22 protein-coding genes and 2 tRNA genes are annotated in these 20,183 nt (G+C 71.3%); 15 read left to right on the top strand and 9 right to left on the bottom strand.

Features of this window, described 5'->3' with window-relative positions; all coding sequences use genetic code 11:
• Nucleotides 1–286 precede the first annotated feature (286 nt).
• Both ACTMTB_RS08810 and ACTMTB_RS08805 read right to left on the bottom strand, forming a co-directional pair.
• The gene (locus ACTMTB_RS08810) at nt 287–496 is read right to left on the bottom strand and encodes a hypothetical protein (RefSeq protein WP_441143938.1); all 210 of its coding nucleotides are present in this window, start codon (nt 494–496) and stop codon (nt 287–289) included.
• A gap of 380 nt (nt 497–876) precedes the next feature.
• The gene (locus tag ACTMTB_RS08805) at nt 877–1,437 is read right to left on the bottom strand and encodes a hypothetical protein (RefSeq protein ID WP_441143936.1); all 561 of its coding nucleotides are present in this window, start codon (nt 1,435–1,437) and stop codon (nt 877–879) included.
• Between the two features lie 79 nt (nt 1,438–1,516).
• Here ACTMTB_RS08805 and ACTMTB_RS08800 point away from each other — a divergent pair, with 79 nt between their 5' ends.
• Complete coding sequence (locus ACTMTB_RS08800) at nt 1,517–2,296, top strand: HAD family hydrolase (protein ID WP_441144041.1); 780 nt, start codon at nt 1,517–1,519, stop codon at nt 2,294–2,296.
• Here ACTMTB_RS08800 and ACTMTB_RS08795 read toward each other — a convergent pair.
• Entirely contained in the window at nt 2,254–2,805 is a 552-nt protein-coding gene (locus ACTMTB_RS08795; RefSeq protein WP_441143934.1) for a kinase, read from the bottom strand. The genes ACTMTB_RS08800 and ACTMTB_RS08795 overlap by 43 nt on opposite strands.
• Nucleotides 2,805–3,659: an AAA family ATPase gene (locus ACTMTB_RS08790; protein WP_441143932.1), complete on the bottom strand. Its 855-nt coding sequence runs from the start codon at nt 3,657–3,659 to the stop codon at nt 2,805–2,807. The genes ACTMTB_RS08795 and ACTMTB_RS08790 overlap by 1 nt, the downstream gene beginning before the upstream one ends.
• A 200-nt stretch (nt 3,660–3,859) precedes the next feature.
• Between ACTMTB_RS08790 and ACTMTB_RS08785 the strand changes: the two genes are divergently transcribed.
• The 11 genes from ACTMTB_RS08785 (at nt 3,860) to ACTMTB_RS08735 (ending at nt 11,330) form a co-directional block, all read left to right on the top strand.
• Entirely contained in the window at nt 3,860–4,258 is a 399-nt protein-coding gene (locus ACTMTB_RS08785) for a transcriptional regulator (RefSeq protein WP_441143930.1), read from the top strand.
• Nucleotides 4,255–4,479 (top strand): hypothetical protein, encoded by a 225-nt coding sequence (locus tag ACTMTB_RS08780; RefSeq protein ID WP_441143929.1) that lies wholly within the window; start codon nt 4,255–4,257, stop codon nt 4,477–4,479. Before ACTMTB_RS08785 ends, ACTMTB_RS08780 begins: the two co-directional genes overlap by 4 nt.
• Before the next feature lie 258 nt (nt 4,480–4,737).
• The gene (locus tag ACTMTB_RS08775) at nt 4,738–6,384 is read left to right on the top strand and encodes an FtsK/SpoIIIE domain-containing protein (RefSeq protein ID WP_441143927.1); all 1,647 of its coding nucleotides are present in this window, start codon (nt 4,738–4,740) and stop codon (nt 6,382–6,384) included.
• Nucleotides 6,381–6,692 (top strand): spread protein, encoded by a 312-nt coding sequence (locus tag ACTMTB_RS08770; protein ID WP_441143925.1) that lies wholly within the window; start codon nt 6,381–6,383, stop codon nt 6,690–6,692. The genes ACTMTB_RS08775 and ACTMTB_RS08770 overlap by 4 nt, the downstream gene beginning before the upstream one ends.
• Nucleotides 6,693–6,717: 25 nt before the next feature.
• A complete protein-coding gene (locus ACTMTB_RS08765) occupies nt 6,718–6,906 on the top strand; it encodes a hypothetical protein (protein ID WP_441143923.1) in 189 nt (62 codons plus the stop codon).
• A complete protein-coding gene (locus ACTMTB_RS08760) occupies nt 6,903–7,517 on the top strand; it encodes a hypothetical protein (RefSeq protein ID WP_441143921.1) in 615 nt (204 codons plus the stop codon). The genes ACTMTB_RS08765 and ACTMTB_RS08760 overlap by 4 nt, the downstream gene beginning before the upstream one ends.
• Nucleotides 7,514–7,954, top strand: a complete 441-nt coding sequence (locus ACTMTB_RS08755; protein ID WP_441143919.1) for a hypothetical protein — start codon at nt 7,514–7,516, stop codon at nt 7,952–7,954. The genes ACTMTB_RS08760 and ACTMTB_RS08755 overlap by 4 nt, the downstream gene beginning before the upstream one ends.
• A gap of 5 nt (nt 7,955–7,959) precedes the next feature.
• A complete protein-coding gene (locus ACTMTB_RS08750) occupies nt 7,960–8,178 on the top strand; it encodes a hypothetical protein (protein WP_441143917.1) in 219 nt (72 codons plus the stop codon).
• Nucleotides 8,175–9,878, top strand: coding sequence for a replication initiator (locus ACTMTB_RS08745; protein ID WP_441143915.1), 1,704 nt, complete (start codon nt 8,175–8,177; stop codon nt 9,876–9,878). Before ACTMTB_RS08750 ends, ACTMTB_RS08745 begins: the two co-directional genes overlap by 4 nt.
• A gap of 13 nt (nt 9,879–9,891) precedes the next feature.
• Nucleotides 9,892–10,098, top strand: a complete 207-nt coding sequence (locus ACTMTB_RS08740; protein WP_210791599.1) for an excisionase family DNA-binding protein — start codon at nt 9,892–9,894, stop codon at nt 10,096–10,098.
• On the top strand, nt 10,098–11,330 hold the full coding sequence (locus tag ACTMTB_RS08735; protein ID WP_441143913.1) for a site-specific integrase: 1,233 nt from the start codon (nt 10,098–10,100) through the stop codon (nt 11,328–11,330). Before ACTMTB_RS08740 ends, ACTMTB_RS08735 begins: the two co-directional genes overlap by 1 nt.
• A 76-nt stretch (nt 11,331–11,406) precedes the next feature.
• On the opposite strand, the gene ACTMTB_RS08730 is transcribed toward ACTMTB_RS08735, so the two are convergent.
• Both ACTMTB_RS08730 and ACTMTB_RS08725 read right to left on the bottom strand, forming a co-directional pair.
• Nucleotides 11,407–11,479, bottom strand: a tRNA-Arg gene (locus tag ACTMTB_RS08730).
• Between the two features lie 36 nt (nt 11,480–11,515).
• Nucleotides 11,516–11,606: transfer RNA gene (locus tag ACTMTB_RS08725), tRNA-Ser, on the bottom strand.
• An 845-nt stretch (nt 11,607–12,451) separates the two neighbouring features.
• Here ACTMTB_RS08725 and ACTMTB_RS08720 point away from each other — a divergent pair.
• Nucleotides 12,452–13,483, top strand: a complete 1,032-nt coding sequence (locus tag ACTMTB_RS08720; RefSeq protein WP_441143911.1) for a hypothetical protein — start codon at nt 12,452–12,454, stop codon at nt 13,481–13,483.
• Here ACTMTB_RS08720 and ACTMTB_RS08715 read toward each other — a convergent pair.
• Nucleotides 13,470–14,243 (bottom strand): CPBP family intramembrane glutamic endopeptidase, encoded by a 774-nt coding sequence (locus ACTMTB_RS08715; RefSeq protein WP_441143909.1) that lies wholly within the window; start codon nt 14,241–14,243, stop codon nt 13,470–13,472. The two genes, ACTMTB_RS08720 and ACTMTB_RS08715, sit on opposite strands and share 14 nt — an antisense overlap.
• 123 nt (nt 14,244–14,366) lie before the next feature.
• Between ACTMTB_RS08715 and ACTMTB_RS08710 the strand changes: the two genes are divergently transcribed.
• Nucleotides 14,367–15,485: a globin domain-containing protein gene (locus tag ACTMTB_RS08710; protein WP_441143907.1), complete on the top strand. Its 1,119-nt coding sequence runs from the start codon at nt 14,367–14,369 to the stop codon at nt 15,483–15,485.
• A gap of 111 nt (nt 15,486–15,596) precedes the next feature.
• Here the strand turns inward: ACTMTB_RS08710 and ACTMTB_RS08705 are convergent, their stop codons facing one another.
• The gene (locus ACTMTB_RS08705; RefSeq protein ID WP_441143905.1) at nt 15,597–17,102 is read right to left on the bottom strand and encodes a peptide deformylase; all 1,506 of its coding nucleotides are present in this window, start codon (nt 17,100–17,102) and stop codon (nt 15,597–15,599) included.
• 286 nt (nt 17,103–17,388) lie between these two features.
• Between ACTMTB_RS08705 and ACTMTB_RS08700 the strand changes: the two genes are divergently transcribed.
• Nucleotides 17,389–18,168, top strand: a complete 780-nt coding sequence (locus ACTMTB_RS08700; protein ID WP_441143903.1) for an IucA/IucC family C-terminal-domain containing protein — start codon at nt 17,389–17,391, stop codon at nt 18,166–18,168.
• A gap of 6 nt (nt 18,169–18,174) precedes the next feature.
• On the opposite strand, the gene ACTMTB_RS08695 is transcribed toward ACTMTB_RS08700, so the two are convergent.
• Nucleotides 18,175–20,001 carry a hypothetical protein gene (locus ACTMTB_RS08695; protein ID WP_441143901.1) on the bottom strand — a complete coding sequence of 609 codons (1,827 nt, stop codon included), beginning with the start codon at nt 19,999–20,001 and terminating at the stop codon, nt 18,175–18,177.
• Between the last annotated feature and the right edge of the window lie 182 nt (nt 20,002–20,183).

The following is a 20,183-nucleotide window of genomic DNA, read 5'->3' as shown; positions in this document are numbered from 1 at the left end:
CCCCGGCCCGCGCCGCGCGGAGCGCGCTTGATCTAGTACAGGCCAATTCGGCAACAGATCACAGGAAGCGATCCGAGTGGACCTAGCCGGGCACGAACACAACGTCCACCCGGGCCGCCCTCGTCCGGTGGCCGTCTCAAGGATCGCTGTGGCTCATCCTCGCGTGAACCCTTGCTGCCTTCCGCTCCGCTCGTGGTCGCCTGCCCCGCCTTCTCTTTCACTGGCCCGCGCGTTCCATCGTCCCGGCTCTACAGCTCCTCCCCTCCTGCCTCACGCCACTGCTGAGTCACGCGGACCGGTTGTCCGGATGGGCGAGGAATGCCTCGTACCACTCGGCCTCGATCCGCACCACTTCTGGCGGTGTCGTACGTGCCTCGGCTGTCGGTCCGGTCACCGGCCTCAGCGGACCCCATGCGGCATTGCGCCGCCGCCGGAACTGCTCGTCTAGCAGCGGCCACCGGACGTGCGGCTTCCTTACCAGGTCTTCTTCGCTCATGGCTACCTCCTTCTTGGGACTCGCTTGTCGCGTCCCATACTTCACATATCGGCGGAACCCGTCGCCAACCCCCTAACCGCACCGCTCCACTTCTTAGAACACTTGTACGATCACTTGGGTGGGCAGGGAGCTGGTAGCGCGCTGGTGGAACGGGACATGGGGACGGCTCACCCGGCGTGACGTGTGGCTCGCCCGAGAGGTTCGGTGGCACGTCGTCGCCAGGGCCGGTGACTCCGAGACAGGCAAGGTGCTCCGCTGGGAGTTCGACACCGAGGACGAAGCCCGGCGGATGGTTCAACGGCTCATGCACGCTGACAACGGCCGGTGGCGCGAACACACGGGCGAGGCAGCCACCCGGCCCCCGTCGTAGCCCCGCGCCGTCAGTGGCACAGCTCCGCTCGCACGTGGACACCGCACCACGCCGGCAAGTCAGCCGACCAAACGCGCCACCCGCCGCCGTCCTTGCGGACTTCCCACCGCCACGGGTGCTCCGTGCCGGCGAGAGACGTTGGCCCCTGCCACCACACCGCCCGGATCTGCTCAACGACGGATGCGCGGTCGTCGCCCTGGCGCTCAACGACACTCGGTCCAACTGCCTCGATCTTCGATGGCGGGTTACCGGAGCGGGTCATCTGGGCGCGGTAGTCACGCCACTGGGCCAGCAGCTCGTCATGCCGTTCCTCGGCCAGCACGCGCGACACGCCCAGCTCCTCGCCGGCACTGAGCTGCAACCGCCAGACGGCCACGGCCGCCTCCGGCGAAGCTTCGCCCCGCTCCGCCTCAAGCTGCTTCCGCATCGCCCATGACGCCGGTATCGCCACCAGTCCGGCGCAGAGGATGGCGACCAGGGCCATGAGCAGCCACGGCCATCGCCGCGTCGCCTTTCCCTGCCCTCTCGCTCGGTGCGGTCGCCATCCCGGTATTTCCTCCCCCATGGTCATCACTGCACGATACGAAGCAACCGCGGACGATCAAGACGCCGCATCCCCACCGGTCGGGTCATCCGTGAGGATGAAGGGCATGCTTCGATCGCCTCGCGCTCTCCTGTTGGATTTCGGCGGCGTCTTGGCCGACGCTCCACGACAACCACCGGCTCCACCAGACCTGGTCCGCCGGCTGTCGCAGATCGTCGCCGGGACGGTGCCGGCCGAGCAGATCGCCGCCGACCTTGGCAAGGGCGCACGGGCCTACGCGCTGTGGCGCGATGACGTCGGCCGCACCGGTGAGCCGGTCGAGCTGCCACACGCTGAGGTGTGGGCGGACTTCGTGACCCGTACCTGGCCGCAACCCTCCCGCGACGCCGTCGAGCGGGAGGCCACCCCGCTGGCGTACGCCTGGACCTGGCGCCCAGAGTGGGAGGTCCGCCCTGGGATCGCGGACGCGTTGCACGCTGCCGCAAACGAGGGTCTTCCGATGGCGGTGGTCAGTAACACCCTCTGCGGGGCTGCGCATCGGGACTTCCTCGCCGCCGCTGGGCTGTCCGGCCTGTTCGCCGCCGAGTTTTACAGCGACGAAGCCGGACCTCGCAAACCCAACCCCCGGCTGGCCCAGCTGGCCGCCGACGCCGTCGGCGTACCGATCGGGGACTGCTGGTTCGTCGGTGACAGCGTGCACCGCGACATCGCTTGCGCCCGCCGGGCCGGTACCGGCGCCGCGATTCTCATGCGGTCACCCCGCACCGACCGCGAAGCACCCCACCCTGACCTGGAACCGGACGCCCGGGTTGAGGACGGTCACGGGCTGCTCGCTCTACTACATCAGAGCAGGGGTACCGGTGAGCGGTCGTCGGCCAGGACGTGACGATGGATGCGCTTCGCTGCCACGCGCGGGGACACGGCGGCGGTGTTCAGACTGAGATCGGCCTCAGGTAGCGGCTCGGTCTCATCCCATGCACGTAAGCGCGCATCGGCGTCGCCGGTCCGGCGAGAGATGATCCGCTGCGCCGCCACCTCTCGCGGACACCACAGGTAGACCACACACCAGCGGACATCAAGGACGGCCGCGGTGACCGCAGCGACGGCGGGACGCTGGCCCAGGTGCACGACAGGCACCCCGCTCGACAACCTTTGCATCAGGGACGGGCGGTCCACGACATAGCGCGCGCCGTACCGCTGGTTCTCCCAGACGACTTCGCCGTTGCGGCGTAGCCGGTCAAGGGCGGCTTCATCGGCTATGCGGTATCCGCTCGTGCGCCCCGGGCCTACCTTGAGGCGCGGGTACAGGGCGTACTTGGCATCGAGGTCGTGCAGGGCGCTTGTGATCGTGTCTTTGCCGGCCGCTGGTGGACCGTACAGAATGACGCCTCGCATCACAGACCCTCGTCCGCAAGGATGCCCTTCACCAGCTCCTTCGCCTGTTCTTGCAGCGGCCGGCTCGATGCGCAGTTGTCCAACACGAGGTGCGCGCCCGCCGGGCGGAAGTCAAGGTCGATGGTGCCCAGGTAGCCGGGCCAGTCCGCGAGTTTGAAGGCGTCCCGAGCGGCGCCACGACGGCGCACGTAGGTCAGCATGGTGTCCGCATCGCAGTACACCCACACCACGCTCGTACTCGCCTTCGCTGCCTCGTAGAACGCCCGGGTCCGGGCCATCCAGGCGGCGTCGCCGAACTCCCGAATGAACGGCGCGGTCACGATCACGCTGTTGCCGCACTGAATGTTCTCGCTGGCCGCGTCCTGGAGGGCTTCGTACTCGCGCGGGCGGATCTGGCTTAGGTAGGTCTGCGACTCGCGGTCATGCGGCGACTGGCCCAGCGTCTCTAGCGCTGCCTCCACCACGGGGCGGGTCAGCGTGTCCTTGTCGAGGATCGGCCAGCCTGTTTCGCGGGCGAGGATGCGGCCCAGCTCGGTCTTGCCGCTGCCCGCATAGCCGCCGATGAGGACAACGCGGGGACGCTGCGGGCGTACCTCAGACCGGCGCAACTGATCTGGGGCGTGGACGACTCGCTTGGACCGGGACTCGTTGATCACAAGCCCCTCCTCAGCAAGCACCTTCATCGCCTCGTTGATCGTGAAGCCGCTGACGCCCCACTCCTCCGCAAGCTTCCTCGTGGACGGCAGGGCAGTTCCGTGCACTAGCCGACCCGCCTCGATCTCGTTGCGGATGTTGCGCGCGACCTGCTGATGCCTGGCCTCCGGCCGCTCCGTGCGGCCCCGGGGAGAGGTCATGGCGGTGCTCCCTGCTGGTCGGCGTCGCGTACGGGTGAAGGTTACCAGTCACCTAACAGATGAGAGGTCTTCTGCCTGCTCAGTGACGCACCGCGACGAAGTCGGACCTAACAGTTGACCGATCCACCTATCAGTTGTTAGGTTACCGGCATCACAGAGGCCGGAGCGCCGGCCAAGTCGCATCAGCGAAGGAGATCGTCATGGCCCTCAGGGGTGGGACTCGGTTCACGGTTCCGTTTGAGGCAGTGTTCCCGCACGGGTGCGTACTCGTGCCGGACTCGATCGCGGAGGCGCAGGACTTCAACGAGGCGACCCGGCAACGGACGCCGTCGAAGGACAAGCTGACGGGTCAGCGGGTGTGGCAGTGCCGGGTCATGGACATGGACCCGGAGCTGGGTGCACGGTCGCGCGAGGTATCGGTGAAGATCCTGGCGGATGTGCAGCCGGTGCCGCCGGTGGGTCCGTTCCAGCCGGTGGAGTTCGAGAACCTGACCGTCACGCCCTACGTGGGCAGCAACGGCCGGCTGGCCTACTCGTTCCGAGCGACGGCGCTGGCCGCGCCGAAGACTCTGGCCGAGTCCCACGGGAAGGCCGCGTGATGGGCATCTTCGGCAAGCGTCCCGACCCGGAGCCGCCGGTGCGCAAGGACCAGGTCATGCGGCTGATCAAGCTCGGCATGGCAGAGACCGACGCCGCCGACCGAGACATTGACAGCCCGGTATTCGACAAGGCCAAGGCGGCCCTCGACGCCGCGTCTCGCAACGCCACGAAGGCGGAGCAGAAGGCGGCCTACGACGCCCTGAGGCGGCACGGCTACTGAGCACTTGTTGTGGCGCGGGGCGGTCTCGGCCCTAGGAAAGCTTGACCGCCCCGCTGCCCTCTCAACCCTCTTGGCCTGGAAGGGCAGGTTCATCATGCCAATTTCCCTGGACTGGACGTGCGCCGGTGGTGCCGGCGAGTCCGTCCCCTGTGTGATCTGCGGGAAGCCAGCGGTCTGCCGTAGCCCCTCCGGTAAGCCCGTGCACAAGCTCTGCGCGGAGGCGTGGACGCAGCAGCACTCCCGTAAGGCGGCGTCCTGATGCGCGCGCCGCTGGTGAACTTCCGCCGCCTACAGATCGCCACTCCGTGGCCGCTGGTCTGGACAGTCACCGTTCTTCTGCTGCTAGTTCGGCTGCTCGTGCTGATGGCGCGCCTGACTGTGGTGGCGGTGCAGCACTGGCGGGCTTGGCCGGCTGTCGCCCTATTCCTGGTCGCCGTCGACGTGCACCGGTCGTCGGGTTGGTGGCCTCACCTCCTGGTCCTCGGCGTCCTCGCCGCTGGTGCCGGGCTGTGGTGGTGGCGGGGACGTGAGTCGTTCCACCGCCTGGTCGCGCTGCGACTGCTGTCGTCGTGGCGGCGGTTCTGGGTGTACCGGCGTCAGTGGCACGAGGCCATGACGCTCTGCGGGCTGGCCAAGAAGTACGACGGTGGCGAGAAGCTGCCGCAGCTGCTGTCGGTGCGCTGCTCCTACGCCACGGATGAAGTTGTGCTGCGGATGCCTCGGGGGCAGAGCCCGGAGGTCTACCACAAGGTGGCCCGGGATCTGGCGTACTCGTTCGGCACCCGGCACTGCCGCGTGTTCTCCGGCCGCCGTCAGGCACCCCCGGCCCGTACCGGCCGCCTGGCGTGGCTGCTACGCCGGGTCGACGCGATCCGGTTTCGTGACCGGCCTCGGCATGTGTGGCTGGTGTTCATCCGCCGCGACCCGCTCACCCGCATCGTCAAGCCGCTACCCGTGCCGGCCCGCCCGGACTTCACCGCACTGCCGCTGGGCCTGCGTGAGGACCTGGCCGTGTACTGCCTGCGTCTGCTCGCGACTCACGTCCTGATCGGTGGGGCGACGCGGATGGGCAAGGGCTCGGTCATCTGGTCCCTGCTGCGCGCCCTGGCCGCTGGTATCCGGTCCGGCCTGGTGCGGGTGTGGGCGATCGACCCGAAGGGCGGGATGGAGCTGGCCATCGGCGGTCCGCTGTTCTCCCGGTACGTCGATGACGACTGGTCGCGCATGGCGGACATGCTCGACGACGCCGTAACCCGGATGCGCGCACGGCAGCGGGTCCTCCGCGGCAAGGTCCGAGTCCACACCCCGACCGTGGATGAGCCGCTGATCGTCATCGTGATTGACGAGCTGGCCACGCTGCTGGCATTCCTACCCGACAGCGAGATCCGCAACCGGATCACGCAATCGCTGGGCGTACTGCTCTCGCAGGGCGCCGGGCTCGGCGTCTTGGTCGTCGCCGCCACCCAGGACCCCCGCAAAGAAGTCGTCACGGTCCGGGACTACTTCCCTACCCGCATCGCCCTCGGGCTGACCGAACGAGGCCACGTCGACCTGCTCCTCGGCGACGGTGCCCGCGACCGCGGCGCCCTGGCCGACCACATCCCGCTGTCGGCGAAGGGCGTCGCGTACGTCTTGCTGGACGGCCAGCCGGAACCGGCCCGCGTCCGCTTCTCCTACATCGATGACGACCTGATCCGCGAGATGGCCGCGACCTTCGCCGCCCCGCCCGAGGTCCAGCCCGAACCGGAACCCGCCCCGGCCCCGCTGAAGCCCGCGCGCACCAACGGCAACGGCCGGCACACCTACCGGCCGACCCCGCCCCGGCAGGCCGCGCCACTGCTGCCGCCGTCGCTACTCAACGCCCTCGACCTCGACGCCACCCCGAACGGAGGCGACCCGCAATGACCGCCAACGAGCTGCCCGAGGACATCCCGGCCCGGATGCCCTACGCCGACGAACCCGACGAGCCGACCCAGCAGGCGCGCCGCTTCTACCGGCTGCGCGCCCCGCACGTCGACAAAGCCTCGGTGCCGGTCACGGTCCGGGTCACCCCCGACGCCGACCTCTACGTCGCCGTGGGCTCCGGCCGGCGCCGCATGTACCTCACCCCGAACGAGGCGTGGGCGCTGTGGCGCTGCCTCTCCGAAGCCGTCGCCTCGACCGGCGAGCCACCGGAGTGGATCCGCGTGCACATCACCCCCACCCACCGCTGACATTCCCCCGCTTGGAGCTTGCGTGATGCGTACCCGTCGACTCACCCGCCGACCCATCCGCCGGACCTGCCTCGACCTGGCCCACACCGACGCCGACCAGCAGTGCCCGTACTGCGCCCCCGACACTGGCGCCGCCGCGATCCTCGACGCCGCCCTGCGGCAGCACGCCGAGATCGCCGCCGAGGATGCCGAAGCGTGGGGGTGGGCAGCATGAAGCGTGCCTCCGATCGGCTGGAAGCCGTCGCCCTGGTGCTCATCCTCCTAGCGGTGGGTGGCATGGCCGGTGCAGCGTCGTTCACCCACGTCAAGGACTGGACCATGGACCACGCTCCGGCCGGCACCGGGCAGTGGTTCGGCTGGTCCAACGCCGTCATCTCGGAACTGACCCCGGCCGCCGCGCTGCTGGTCATCCGCCGTCGTCGCCGCCGTGACCCGCACGCCCCGGTGCTCTACCCGCTGTCGATCCTCGTCGCCGCGGTGGCCCTGTCCCTGGCCGCACAGATCGCGGTGGCCAACGACAGCTTCTCGTCCCGGCTGCTGTCCTCGGTGCCCGCGCTGGCATTCCTCGCCCTGTCCAAGCTCATCCTGTCCGCCCCCGCCAAGACGCCCACCCCGGCCCCGGCCCCGGCTCCGGTGCGGCCGTCGCCGGCACCCGCCGCCGTCGACCTGGACGACCGGCCCGCGGATCCCGCCCCGGTCCTCGTCCCGCCGGCACCCGTCCCGACCCCGGCCCCGGCTGCCCCGGTGGTGCGGTCGGCCCTCGTCTCGTCCGTCGTCCAGACACCCCGTAACGGTCAGGTCTTCGCCTCGGAGGTGACCCGATGACCCGCACCCAGCTCACCCGCGTTCAAACCCGCCGTCCCACCGTCGTCGCGCGCCGGATCGTCGGCACCCCGGCCGAGGTCGCCGCCACCGTCGCCCTGGTCCGTGACTCCGGCCGCCTCGTCTCGATGACCGCGCCCCGGCAGGTCCCCGGTGACTCCCGCGTCACGGTCACGGTCCGGTTCCTCAACACCGGCCGCCCGGCCCCGGCTCCGGTCCGCCGGCTGCGCCCTGGCCACGTCATCGCCGCCGTCACCGTTCCGACCTTGGGTGCCGTCGCCGTGGCCGGGTACCTCGCCGCCGTGCACCTCGCCCAGGCGGTGCGGGCCGCGTTTCCGCTCATCGCGGGCGTGGTCCTAGTCCTGGTCGCCATCGTCCTGCTGTTGCGCCGCTCCGGCCGGTGCTGCCCCGGTCTGCACTGCCCCGGCTGCGGCCACTGACCGCCATGGCTGGCTGGCCCACCTACTGCGCCCGCTGCGGTGGGCCAGCCATCGCACTGGTCGAAGCCGGCCACCCCGGCAGCGGCCACTACCGCGCCGAAACCACCTGCCACCGCCACACCGCCGCCGCCCACCGCTGGGCAGCCCACGTCGGCCCGACCCGCACCACCCCCCTCGGTGACATCCAACCCGCCCTGTTCGAGCTACCGGAGGTGACCCGTTGACCGCCCCGACTCTGCCCGGCCTCACCCCCGACGAACCCGCCCCGGCGACCGTCGCGCCGGCGGCGAACTCTCGCGCTGCCCGCCTCGCCCTGCCCATGTCGCGGCAGGTGTTGAAGGAGATGGCCGCTGAGTACGGCGTCTGCATCCGGCCCGTGACCCTGCGCCGCACCGACCTCGCCACCGGTCAGACGGAGGTGGTCGACCTTCCGTGCGGCAGCACCCGAGAGGACAAGTGCCCGCCGTGTGCGCAGCGTGCCCGTCGGCTGCGGCAAACGCAGATCCGCGAGGGCTGGCACCGCACCGACGAACCCGCCCCCGCCCCGGACCCGGCCACCGACGCTCAGCGGGAGTTGATCCTGCTGCGGGCGCACCTGGAGTTCGCCCGCGAAGAGGCACAGCGGTCGGCGCAGTTCGATCAGGTGCCCGGCATCGATCAGGCGATAGCCGAGGTGGAGGAAGCCATCGCGGCCGAGGGCCTACGCGGGCAGATCGCCCCGCCCCACGACGGAGAAGGCTCCGAGGGTGGCCGACGCAAGCGGTCGACCCGACGCCGGCAAGACGCACCCGACCTGCCTCGGAAGAAGGTGGAGCGGCGCACGGTCGGCCGGGTCTACACCGCCCCGGACGGCACCGAACACCGCCCGTCCATGTGGCTGTCCCTCACCCTCGACTCCTACGGGCGGGTCCTGCCGGACGGGACGCCAGTCGACCCGGACTCGTACGACTACCGGCGCGCTGCCTGGGATGCGGTGCACTTCGCGCGGCTGCTCGACCGGTTCTGGCAGAACCTTCGACGGTGCGTCGGGTGGAACGTCCAGTACGCCGGCTGCGTCGAGCCGCAACGCCGCCTGGCGCCGCACGCGCACTTCGCCATCCGCGGCACCATCCCCCGCGCCGTGCTGCGGCAGGTCGCCGCCGCCACCTACCACCAGGTGTGGTGGCCACCGGCTGACGAGCTGGTCTACGAGCTGGAGCACCCGCCAGTCTGGGACGACAGCCGCGGTGCATGGGTGGACCCCGACAGCCGGGAGCCGTTGCCGTCGTGGGCTGACGCCCTGGACCTGGTCGACGCCGCCCCCGACGCCCAACCGGCCCACGTCGTCCGCTTCGGTCGCCAGGTCCACGCCGAGGGGGTCACCCCCGGCACCGTCCACGCCCAGCGGACCATCGGCTACATCACGAAGTACATCACCAAGAGCGCCGCCGACTGCCACAAGGCAGACACCGACCGGCAGCGGGACCACCTCGACCGGCTCTGGCAGCAACTACGGATCACACCGTGCAACGAGCGGTGCGCTAACTGGCTGCTCTACGGCATCCAGCCGAAGAAGGCCCACGGTCGGCTTCAAGCGGGACGCTGCAAGGGAAAGGTGCACCAGCGGGCCACCCTCGGCATCGGTGGGCGCCGCATCCTCGTCTCCCGCGACTGGTCCGGCAAGACCCTCGCCGACCACCGCGCCGACGCCCGCGCCTGGGTCCGCAACCTGCTCGGCATCAGCACGGGCGCCGACGACGCCGATCCCGCCGGCCCGACCGCCTACGCCTGGGAAGTCGCCCGCCCCGACGACCCCGACATCCCACCCCTGCAACACCGACTCCTGCGCGCGCTGTCCCAACGCGCCCAATGGAAAGCCGCCCTAACCGCCGCGAGAGACAGAGCATCACCCGTTTCCGCCCTGCCCGCCCAACGGCCCGCCTGACGGAGAGGACGACATGAGCACCCGTTCCCAGCCCCTGGCCCCGAAGTGGTACTCGCCCGCCGAGGTCGCTGCTCTGCTCGGCTTCGGCTTGTCCAAGGTAAAGATGAAGATCGCCACCGGTGAACTGCGCTCGGTAAAGGACGGCAAGTACCGCCGAATCCTGCCGGAGTGGGTCGACGAGTACATCCGCGATCAGGTCGAGCGGCAGGAGGCGGCCTGATGCCCGGCCGCACCCGCGCCAATGGCGAAGGTTCGATCTTCCCCTACCGCAACGGTTACGCCGCGTATGTCTGGGTCGACAAGCCGGACGGCAAGCGCGATCGCAAGTACGTCTACGGGCAGACCCGCGAGATTGTCCACGAGAAGTGGTTGAAGCTGCACCACCAGGCGAAGGCGGGGCCGGTGGCAACCCGCGTGCCGACGCTCACGCGCTACCTCGGGTACTGGCTGGAAGAGATCGTGAAACCGAACCTCGCGCCGGCTACCTACGTCTCGTACGAGGGCTTCACCCGGCTCTACATCGTGCCGGGCATCGGGGCGAAGCGGCTCGACCGTTTGCAGGTCAAGGATGTGCAGACCTGGGTCAATAAGGTTGCTCGGACGTGCCAGTGCTGCGCCCAGGGCAAGGACGCCGCCAGGCCGCCGGCCAAGCGACGCTGCTGCGCGCTCGGCGCCTGCTGCAACGCTGTCCCGTCCGACAGTGCGATCAAGGGGCTGCGGGCGACGCTGCGAGCCGCGCTCTCGCAGGCCGTGACCGAGGAGCTGGTGAGCAAGAACGTGGCGGCCCTGGTCAAGCTACGGGCCACTCGCAAGAGGCCGGGCACGGCGTGGGACAGCGATGAGGCACGCCGGTTCCTGGAAGCAGCGCGGGCGGACAACGATCCGATGTACGCGGCGTGGGTGCTGCTCCTGGTGCTCGGGCTGCGCCGCGGGGAACTCCTCGGCCTCGCCTGGGACGACATCGACCAGGAGGCCGGTGAGCTCAACGTCGCCTGGCAACTCCAGCGCATTGGAGGGCAGCTCGTGCGCCGTGAGACCAAGACGGCGGAATCCGACGCGGCAATGCCCCTACCGGACATCTGTCGGACCGCCCTGGTCATCCGTCGCGCAGAGCAGTTGGGAGACATGAAGGCTGCCGGCGAGGTGTGGCAGAAGTCGCCGCTGGTGTTCACCACCCGCTTCGGCACGCCGATTGAGCCTCGGAACTTCAACCGGGCCTGGGAAGCTCGCATCCGCCGCTACGGCCTACGGGAGATCACTCCGCACGGCGCCCGACGGACCTGCGCCAGCATCCTGGCCGATCTCGACGTGCACCCGCGGGTGGCGATGCAGATCCTGCGGCACGCCGATTTCAAAGTGACGATGGAGGTCTACACCCGGGTCAGCTCGAAGCAGACCCGCGAGGCGTTGAAGCGCCTGGGCGACCGGATGAACGGCACGGAGTCGGCATGACTGCTGCTGTACTTTGCTGCTGTACCGCACGAAAAAGGGGCCGTTTCGGTTTCCCGAAACGGCCCCTCACCTGCTGTGCGCCCGAAGGGACTCGAACCCCTAACCTTCTGATCCGTAGTCAGATGCTCTATCCGTTGAGCTACGGGCGCTCGGTGCTTGGCCAGTCTACACACTCGGCTTCCGCGCGGAGACTCCGGGATTCGAACCCGGGAGGGGCTTTAAAACCCCAACCGCATTAGCAGTGCGGCGCCATAGACCAGACTAGGCGAAGTCTCCCTGGTGGCCCCTGCAGACCACCGCGCCCGAGGATACAGGTCCGCCCCCACCGGGGGCAAAGCGACTACCGCAGCGAGGTGTTTTCACCGTGTGCGTCGTCACATTCGCGACTACGCTCCATCGACATGCAGGAGCAGACGCCGAGCGATCCGCCCCGCCGCGAGCCCGCCGAGGGGGCCCGCCGGCGCTCTCCGAAGGCCACCTTCACCCCACCCCCGGCCCCACCGAAGGCGGCCGGACCGGGCCAGGACGAGGGTACGGACGCCGCGCCGGGGAAGCGCCGTCCAGCGAAGGCCGCGCCCGCGGTCCTGTTCCGGCCACCCACTCCCGATCAGCCGCTGCCCCGCCAGCCACGGCCCGCAAGGAAGGCATCGGGTAGCGCCGGCACCCCGACCGAGCCCGGCGGGACCGACCCGGCCGACGTACCTACCGGTCGAGAGGGAGCCGGTGCGAGCCCCAGCGGCGGCACGGCGGCCGACGGGGCAGGTGAGCAGGAGATCGCCCGGCAGGTGACCGCCGACACACCAGCGGCGGACCGCGCCCGGAAGGGGAGCACCTCGACAGCCCGACAGGCACCCCCGGGGCGACAGACGCCTGTTGCCCCGGTCACGCCGGGCCCGGCCGAGCCGACCGGTCCGGTGAGTTCCGGCACGACGCCCCCAATCTCGGCGGCAGAGCCCGACGACGCACAGCCGAAGAGCCCTGCCTCGCCGACGAGGCGGAAGACCCCGAGGAAGGCCACCCCGCGCAAGGAAACCACCTCCCGCACGGGCACACCGGGCGAGAGCCGCACGGGTACCGGAGGCGAGAGCGCCACCAGCACCTCAGGCGAGAGCCACCCGACCATGCCGAACGAGAGCCCGCCGAGCGCGCCCGGCGAGAGCGACACCAGCACCCCGGGCGAGAGCTCGATGGCGGAGAACCACAGCCAGACGATCGTCCCCGAACAGAGCCGCGCCGCCACGCGGCCCCGGAGCCGGACGACCGCCTCGGGCGAGCGCCGCACCGCCGCGCCGAGAAAGACGGCCACGCCCAAGAAGGCGACCCCACCGAAGAAGGCCACACCGAAGAAGGCGACGCTCGGGCCAGCCCCGACGACGGTCGAGCAGATCGAAACCACGGCGGACGCCCCCGCACCGACCGCCGACACCGGCGACACCGCACCTGGACCCGGCACGGCCCGGCCGGCACCTGACCTCGCGATCAGGACCGAGCAGCAGCCGGCGGCTCCGGTGCGTACCGGGGAACTGGACCTGGCGGAGATCCGGAGCCGGCTGCTGGAGCATCCCGGCTTCGCACCGGAACTGCTCGCCCTGGCCGCCGTGGCGGGGATCGGGCCGCGCGCCCACGACTGGGCGCAGCGGCTGCGGGCGACGTACCCGGATGCCGGACCGGACGGGCTGGCCCGGCTGGCCAGCCGGCGGTTCGTGCGGGTGGCCGGGGCCGGTGGCGCGGCGGCGGCGGTGGCCGGGCTGTTCGCGCCGGTGGCGGAGCTGGCGGCGGTGCTGTGGAGTCAGGCCGGCCTGGTGCTGCACGTGGCGGCGGCGTACGGCCGGGACCCGCTGGACGCGGAGCGGGCGGTGGAGCTGCTGGTGCTGACCCAGGTGCACCCGGACGCGGCGAGCGCGCGTACCGCGCTGGCGGCGGCACGGGCGGCGGACGGGCCGGGGGACCGGCCGTGGCCGCGCGCGGCGGAGGCCGCCTGGCGGTTGGCGGCGCCGCTGGCCGCGCAGGCGGGCGGTTGGGCGGTGCTGCGGCTGGCGTCCCGGCTGCTGCCGGGGGCGGCGGTGCTCGCCGCGGCGGCGGGTGACGCGGCCGCCGCCGAGCGGCTGGCGGCCCGCGCGGTGGCCGCCTACCGGCCGGTCAGAGCCAGCTGAACCACTCCCTGGGCAGCGACGCGTAGCCGACGAAGGCGATCACGTCGAGCAGGGTGTGCGCCACGATCAGCGGCATCACCCGCCGGGTGCGCAGGTAGAAGAGGCTGAACACGACGCCCATGATCGCGTTGCCGACGAACGCGCCGAAGCCCTGGTAGAGGTGGTAGGAGCCGCGCAGCAGCGCGCTCGCCGCGATGATGGCGGCGAGCCGCCACTGGAGCTGGCGCAGCCTGGTCACCAGGTAGCCGACCACGATCACCTCCTCCAGCACGGCGTTCTGGACGGCGGCGAGGATCAGCACCGGCACCGCCCACCACAGGTCGGGCAGGCCGGCGGGGACCAGGGTGGCGTTGATCCCGAGCTGCGCGGCCGCCCAGAACAGCGCCAGGCCGGGCAGGCCGATCAGCGCCGCCAGGCCGGCGCCCCGGGCCAGGTCGGATCCGGGTCGGCGCAGGTCCACCCCGAGCGTCCGCGCCGGGTCGCCGGGGTCCCGTGCCAGTAGGTGTACGGCGAGCAGCACCGGCAGCAGCGCGAAGAGGATGCCGAGGAGCTGGTACGTCAGGTCCAGCCACGGCCGGGCCGACTGCGAGGTGTTGAGCGCGGCGGTCTGCTTCGACAGCGGTCCGTCGGCGGCCAGCTTCTCGATGATCAATACCAGCGCGTACACGGCCGACTGGCCGAGGGAGAGACCGAGCACCAGCAGGGTCTCGGTGCCCAGAACCCGGCGGGTCACCGGGCGGATGAGCTCGTCGACGGTCACCGCACCACTCTGCCGTACCGCCGGGGCCGGCGGCACCGGTCGCACAGCCTGTGCGACCGGTGCGCACACTGCGTGGACATTCTATGCGGGCCCGATCCGCCGTCAGGAGGAGGAGCGCGTCCCGTGGACAACTTCGCACGGCTACTGAAGGAGAGCTGGATCCTGGTCGAGGAGGACCGGGACCGGCTGATAGGTCACTTCTACGCCCGGCTGTTCCTCCTCGACCCGGACCTGCGCAAGCTCTTCCCGGTGCAGATGGCCGCCCAGCGCGACCGGCTGGTGGAAGCCATCGTCACCGCGACCCAGGTGGTGGACGACCCGGAGAGCTTCGACGAGTACCTGCGCTCGCTCGGCCGCGACCACCGCAAGTACCACGCGACCGCCGCGCACTACGAGACGATGGGCGTAGCGCTGCTGGACGCGCTGCGCAGCACCGCCGGCGACGGCTGGAACCTGGAGTACGACCAGGCCTGGCGGGACGCGTACGCGGCGATCAGCGAGAAGATGCAGGCTGGCGCGGCGGCGGACGACGATCCCCCGTTCTGGCACGGCGAGGTGCTGACCCACGAGCGGCACGGGCCGGACACGGCGGTGCTGACCGTCCGCGCCCTCCAGCATCCGCTGCGCTGGAAGGCCGGGCAGTACGTCAGCATCGAGGCGCCCCGGCACCTCCCGCGGGTGTGGCGGACGTACTCGGTGGCGAACGCCCCGAACGACGACAACGTGCTGGAGTTCCACATCCGTACGCCGGCCGGGGCGGGCTGGCTCTCCGGCGCGCTGGTCCGCCGGACCAGACCGGGCGAGCTGCTCCGGCTGGCCGCGCCGATGGGCTCGATGACGCTGGACCGCGAGTCGACCCGGGACATCCTCTGCGTGGCCGGCGGGGTCGGCCTGGCCCCGGTGAAGGCGCTGGTGGAGGAGCTGACCAGCTGGAACCGGACCCGCTGGGTGCACGTGTTCTACGGCGCCCGGCACGCCGACGACCTGTACGGCCTGGCGGGCCTGGAGGACCTGGTGGCCGCGCACCCGTGGCTGTCGGTGACGCCGGCGTGCAGTGACGACCCGGACTTCGACGGCGAGCACGGGGAGATCTCCGACGTGGTCACCCGGTACGGCCCGTGGACGACGCACGACTGCTACGTCTCCGGCTCGGCCCCGATGGTCCGGGCCACCCTGCGGGCGCTCGCCGAGGACGAGGTGCCGCCGCCGAACATCCGGTACGACACCTTCGGCAACCTGTAACGACTTTCCTCCCCCCGAAAAAACCGGGTCGCGTGCCCCCGCCCCCTGGGGCACGCGACCCGGTCCCCGTCCGGCCCCTGACGGCGTCCCGCACGTGCCCCCGGGCGCTTGTCAGGGGCCGGTCTCCCGGTATTCCTCGACCGGCACCAGCGGCACGCCCGGCGCCATCCGGTCGGTGTAGAGCCGCCCCTGGAGGTGGTCGACCTCGTGCGCCACCAGCCGGGCCATCCCGTACGCGAACGAGGTGATGATCCGGCTGCCGTCCCAGCGGGCGTGCTCCACGTCGATGCGCAGCGGCCGGGGCACCAGACCGCGGTGGTCGGCGAAGGAGAGGCAGCCCTCGTACTGCTCGTCGGTGTCGGGGCTGGCGTCGACCACCCGGGGGTTGAGCAGCACCACCGGCTCGGCGGACCGGTCGGCGGGGCGGACCACGGCCGCCGCCGCGTCCATCCCGACCTGCGGGGCGGCCAGCCCCAGGCCGGCGCTGAACGGGTGCAGCTCGTCGACCCGGGTCAGCAGCGCGGTGAGCCGGTCGACCACCTCCCGGGCGGCGGTCTCGTCGCCGGGCAGGTCGAACGGTCGGGCGGGCCGGCGCAGCAGGTCGGCGTCGTGGGGCAGCACACCGAGGGCGCGCAGCCGGTCGCCGGCCCGACCGGCCGCCGTGGCCCGTTCCGCGTCGGCCGGTTCGCTCCGGAACCGCCACTGGAGGCGGTAGCGGGAGTTGAGCGGCGGGTCGTCGGTCGCCCAGTCGAAGATCGCGCGGTCACCGCGGTCGTGCCGGCGGATCGGGGTACGCAGCGGGCCCTCGTCGGCGGAGAGGGAGGTCTCCACCCCCCAGACCCGGGGGTCGAGCGCCACCGGCAGGTCCAGCCGGACGGCCAGGTGCCGGGTGGGCAGGCGGACGGCGCGCTGGAACCAGGGGCCCCACTTCTCCCGGCCGACGTGGTACGCGTACTCGATCTCGACCCGTTCACCCGGGTGCAGCGGGAACGACCCGTCACCGTTCTCGAAGAGCAGCCAGATCTCCTTGTACGCGTCCCGGTCGTGCTTGGCCCGCCAGCGCATCGGCTCGCGGCTGCCACCGTCCTCCCGGTACGCCCGCAGCCGCAGCTCGGCGAAGGTGAGCGGGTGCTCCCGGTGGTGCCGGTTGGAGCGGCCCGGGTCGTCGGGGTAGCGGTCGACGGCGACCCGGACGAGGTGGCGGGTCACCGGCTCGGTGCCGACGTTGTGCAGCTGGCGGCGCACCACGCAGTGGTAGCCATCGTCGGTGTGGGTGAGGGTGGCGGTCTCGCGCTCGACGACCAGGCCGGTGCCGGGGGGCAGCCACTGCCCGGGCGGTGGCAGCTCGCGGTGCGCCGGTACGGGGCGGGCCTGGCGGAGCTGGTCGTACTCCCGGAAGCGTTGCCAGATCGCGCCGCTGGCGTCGAGGACGGCCTCGGCGCGGCGGGCGAAGTCCTCGGTGGGCCGGTGCCGGCGCCCCTCGACGTGGCTGACGTAGGACGGGTCGAAGCCCATGAGCGTGGCGAGTTGCTTCTTGGAGAGTCCTCGCCCCGTCCGGTGCCGGGCGAGTTCCGCGGCGAAGGACTCGGCGGCCCGCTCCAGGGGGGAGGTCGTCATCAGCTTCCTCACGGCCGGGACGACAAGTCTTCACGTTCGACCACCCCGGCCGCACCTGAACTGGCACTTTGCCGACATTTGGCTTGACACCACGCGCGTTTCCACCTTCACGAACCGGGTAGTACGCGGAGCCCGGGCGGTTCGTCGCCAGCGCCGTCGACGGAGTGACCCGGGCCTCTCGGTCCACCTTTGGTGAGGCTTCCCTTATCCGGAAGGCTGTGGTTAGGCTAGCCTTAGCTGGACGGACGGCACTTCGGACAAGGGGACGGACCAGGTGACAGCGGTGATGCCAGGGTGCGAGCTCGCCCCGCCGCTCGCCCCGGTGACCACCACCCTCCGAGCCATGTTCGGCACCGACGACCTGCCCGGCCTCGCGCCGGGCCTGCTGGTCGTCGACGAGGCCGGCTGGAGCCCGGCGACCGGCCTGATCGACGGCACCCGCCTCCCCGAGTTCCTCGCCGCGGCGTCCCGCCGCTGGGGTGGCACCCCGCACGCCTGCGCCGCGCTGGCCTGGAAGTCCTACAGCTACTGGACGGCCCTGCCGGTGGTGCTCGGCTGGGCCTCGGCGCGCCGGGTGCCGCTGCTCGACCCGGCCGACGTGCTGATCCACTTCGAGGACCACCACCAGTTGCTCACCATGGGCCTGCGCGGCTCGACCGCGGTCGCCGTGCTGCCGAACGACCCGCTGGCGCTCGCCGGCCACCCCGAGGTGCGGGTGGTCGCCGACGAGGCGGAGCTGCTCCGCGTGCTCCGCGCCTCGCTGCTCGACGCCCACCTCGCCCCGATGATCGCCGCGATCCAGACGGAGGTCCGGGTCGGCACCCGTACGCTGCTCGGCTCGGTCGCCTCCGGCATCGCCCACGGCATCCTGCGCGCGGCCGACACCCTCCCCGGCTCCTCGGTCCGCAGCATCTCCACCCTGCTCGACGCGCTCGACCTGGCCGACCTGGTGGAGCTGGTGCCCGGTCCGACCGGCGAGCCGACGGTGCAGCGCCGGACCTGCTGCCTGGCCTTCACCCTGCCGAAGCCCAAGATCTGCCAGGGCTGCTGCGTCCGCCCGTCCTGACCGCGCCTACCCCGTCAGCGGCCGCACGTCCCAGAGCCACACCCCACCGGTGAAGGTGGGGGTGATCCCGGTCAGCTCGGTCATCGCCCAGCGCAGCGCGTCGGCGTTGCGGTGCAGGCCGAGGACCACCGCCCCGGCCCGCCAGTAGCGCAGGTCGTCCACCGCCGCCGCCCGGTCCTGCCGGGTGATCGGCGGGATCACCCCGGTCCGGGCGACGTGACCGAAGAAGTTGCTGGTCCGGCGGAACGGCGCGGTGAAGAGGGCGACGTCCGGTTCGGGCGCCGACGGCCGGGTGTCCGGCGCGAGGAAGTAGCCGCGGGCGATCGGCATCTCCAGCCGGGTCCGGGACGACCAGCGCAGCGGGTCCGCGTAGGTGTTGTCGGGCAGCGGCAGGGTGACGATGCTGCGTCCGCCGGCGACGTACGGGCGCCACGCGCCGGAGGTGACGAACGCCGGGGTCGGGTCGAGCCGGGTGACGGGCAGCGGGGTGGGCACGTTCGGCAGCAGGGCCATGACCAGGACGGTGACGGTGGCGAACCGGATCTGGGTCCGCGTGCCCGGGTACCGGCGGGCCAGCTGGCGGGCGTGTTCCGCGCCGAGCGCGAGCAGCACCCCGATGACCGGCGTGACCGCCAGCGACCAGCGGGTGGGCACCACGGAGTGCAGCAGCGGCAGGTCCTCCAGCAGCGCCCACGGGGCGGGCACGCCGGTGTCCCGGCCATTGAGCTGGATCTCCCGGCCGAGCGAGAGCACCGCGAAGAGCACGGCGAGGACCGCCAGGCCCAGCACCAGTGCGCTGCGCCGCAACCACCAGACCAGGGCGACGGTGAGGACCACCAGCGGCCAGCCGAAGAAGGCGTTCTCCTCGGTCGCGTTCTTGGCGAGCGGCCTGGCGGAGCGGACGTCACCGGCCAGCGACTCGCGCGAGTACGCCACGAAGGCGGCCAGGTCGGTGCGGTAGCCCCGGATCAGCCGGGACAGCCCGTGGTACGAGCCGGGGCCGAAGAGCTGCACGTAGAGCGGGTACGCCAGCAGCACGACGGACAGGACGGCGGCGACCCCGAGCCCGGCCAGGAAGGTGCGCGTGCCGCGGCGCAGCTCGGGCCGGCCGATGGCGAGCGCGGCCACCACCACGCCCAGCGCGATCGCGGTCATCAGCAGGATCTCGAGGTTGAGGAAGGCCTGCCAGACGATCAGCAGGCCGAGCAGGAGGCCGTTGCGCAGCCACCGGCCGGCCTCGGCGAGCCGCAGGGTCCGCCAGGCGATCAGCGGGACGACGAACTGCGACACGATGTTCGGGTGGGCGTTGGCGTGCGACACCATCGCCGGGGCGAACGCGCAGAACGCGGCGCCCAGCCACGCCGGGCCCCGGGACCGGGTCATCACCCGGGAGAGGAAGAAGTACCAGGCGGTCCCGGTGGCGGCCATTCCCAGGGTGAGAAAGAGCAGAAAAGACCACTGCGGTCCGAAGAGAACGGTGACCGGCGTCATTGGTATTGAAATGGACAATACGGAGGTATTGGCCATCAGGTTCACGCCGTCGGGCACGTTCATCTGCTCAGAAGCGAACGGGTAGGCGAATTCGGTCACGACCCGGGCACCGTGGGCCATCATCCACTCGAACTGCGACTGGTCGGACCGGTTGTCCCGCAGCCCACCGCCGGGGCGTGTCCAGAGTCGCAGGGTTACCCAGAGTGCCAGCAGCACGAAGCCGAGCACCGCGGCGACGTCCCGCCGCCAACCCTCCCGCCACCGTACGCCGTGGTCGTCGCCGACCTCGGCGTCCCCGACGCCCGGTCGCTCGACCTTGGGGTCCGAATCGGGAGTAGTCATGACAATTCGGAGCGTAGTTGGCTTATCGCGCTGACGTGACATGTTTCGGAGGACTGCGTACTATGTGCCGGGTTCGCCGACCCCCGATCACGTGCCCAAACCCGACCGCATTTCGGCCACCACGGTGCCCCGTTTCCTCCGCCGCTGACGCGGATGATTCACTCTGTCGGTCCAGGCGCGGG

Source organism: Micromonospora sp. L32 (assembly GCF_052068055.1).
In the GTDB taxonomy this organism is placed as follows: domain Bacteria; phylum Actinomycetota; class Actinomycetes; order Mycobacteriales; family Micromonosporaceae; genus Micromonospora; species Micromonospora purpureochromogenes.
Note: the sequence above shows the minus strand (reverse complement) of the source record. Positions and strands in the feature narration are given on the sequence as shown.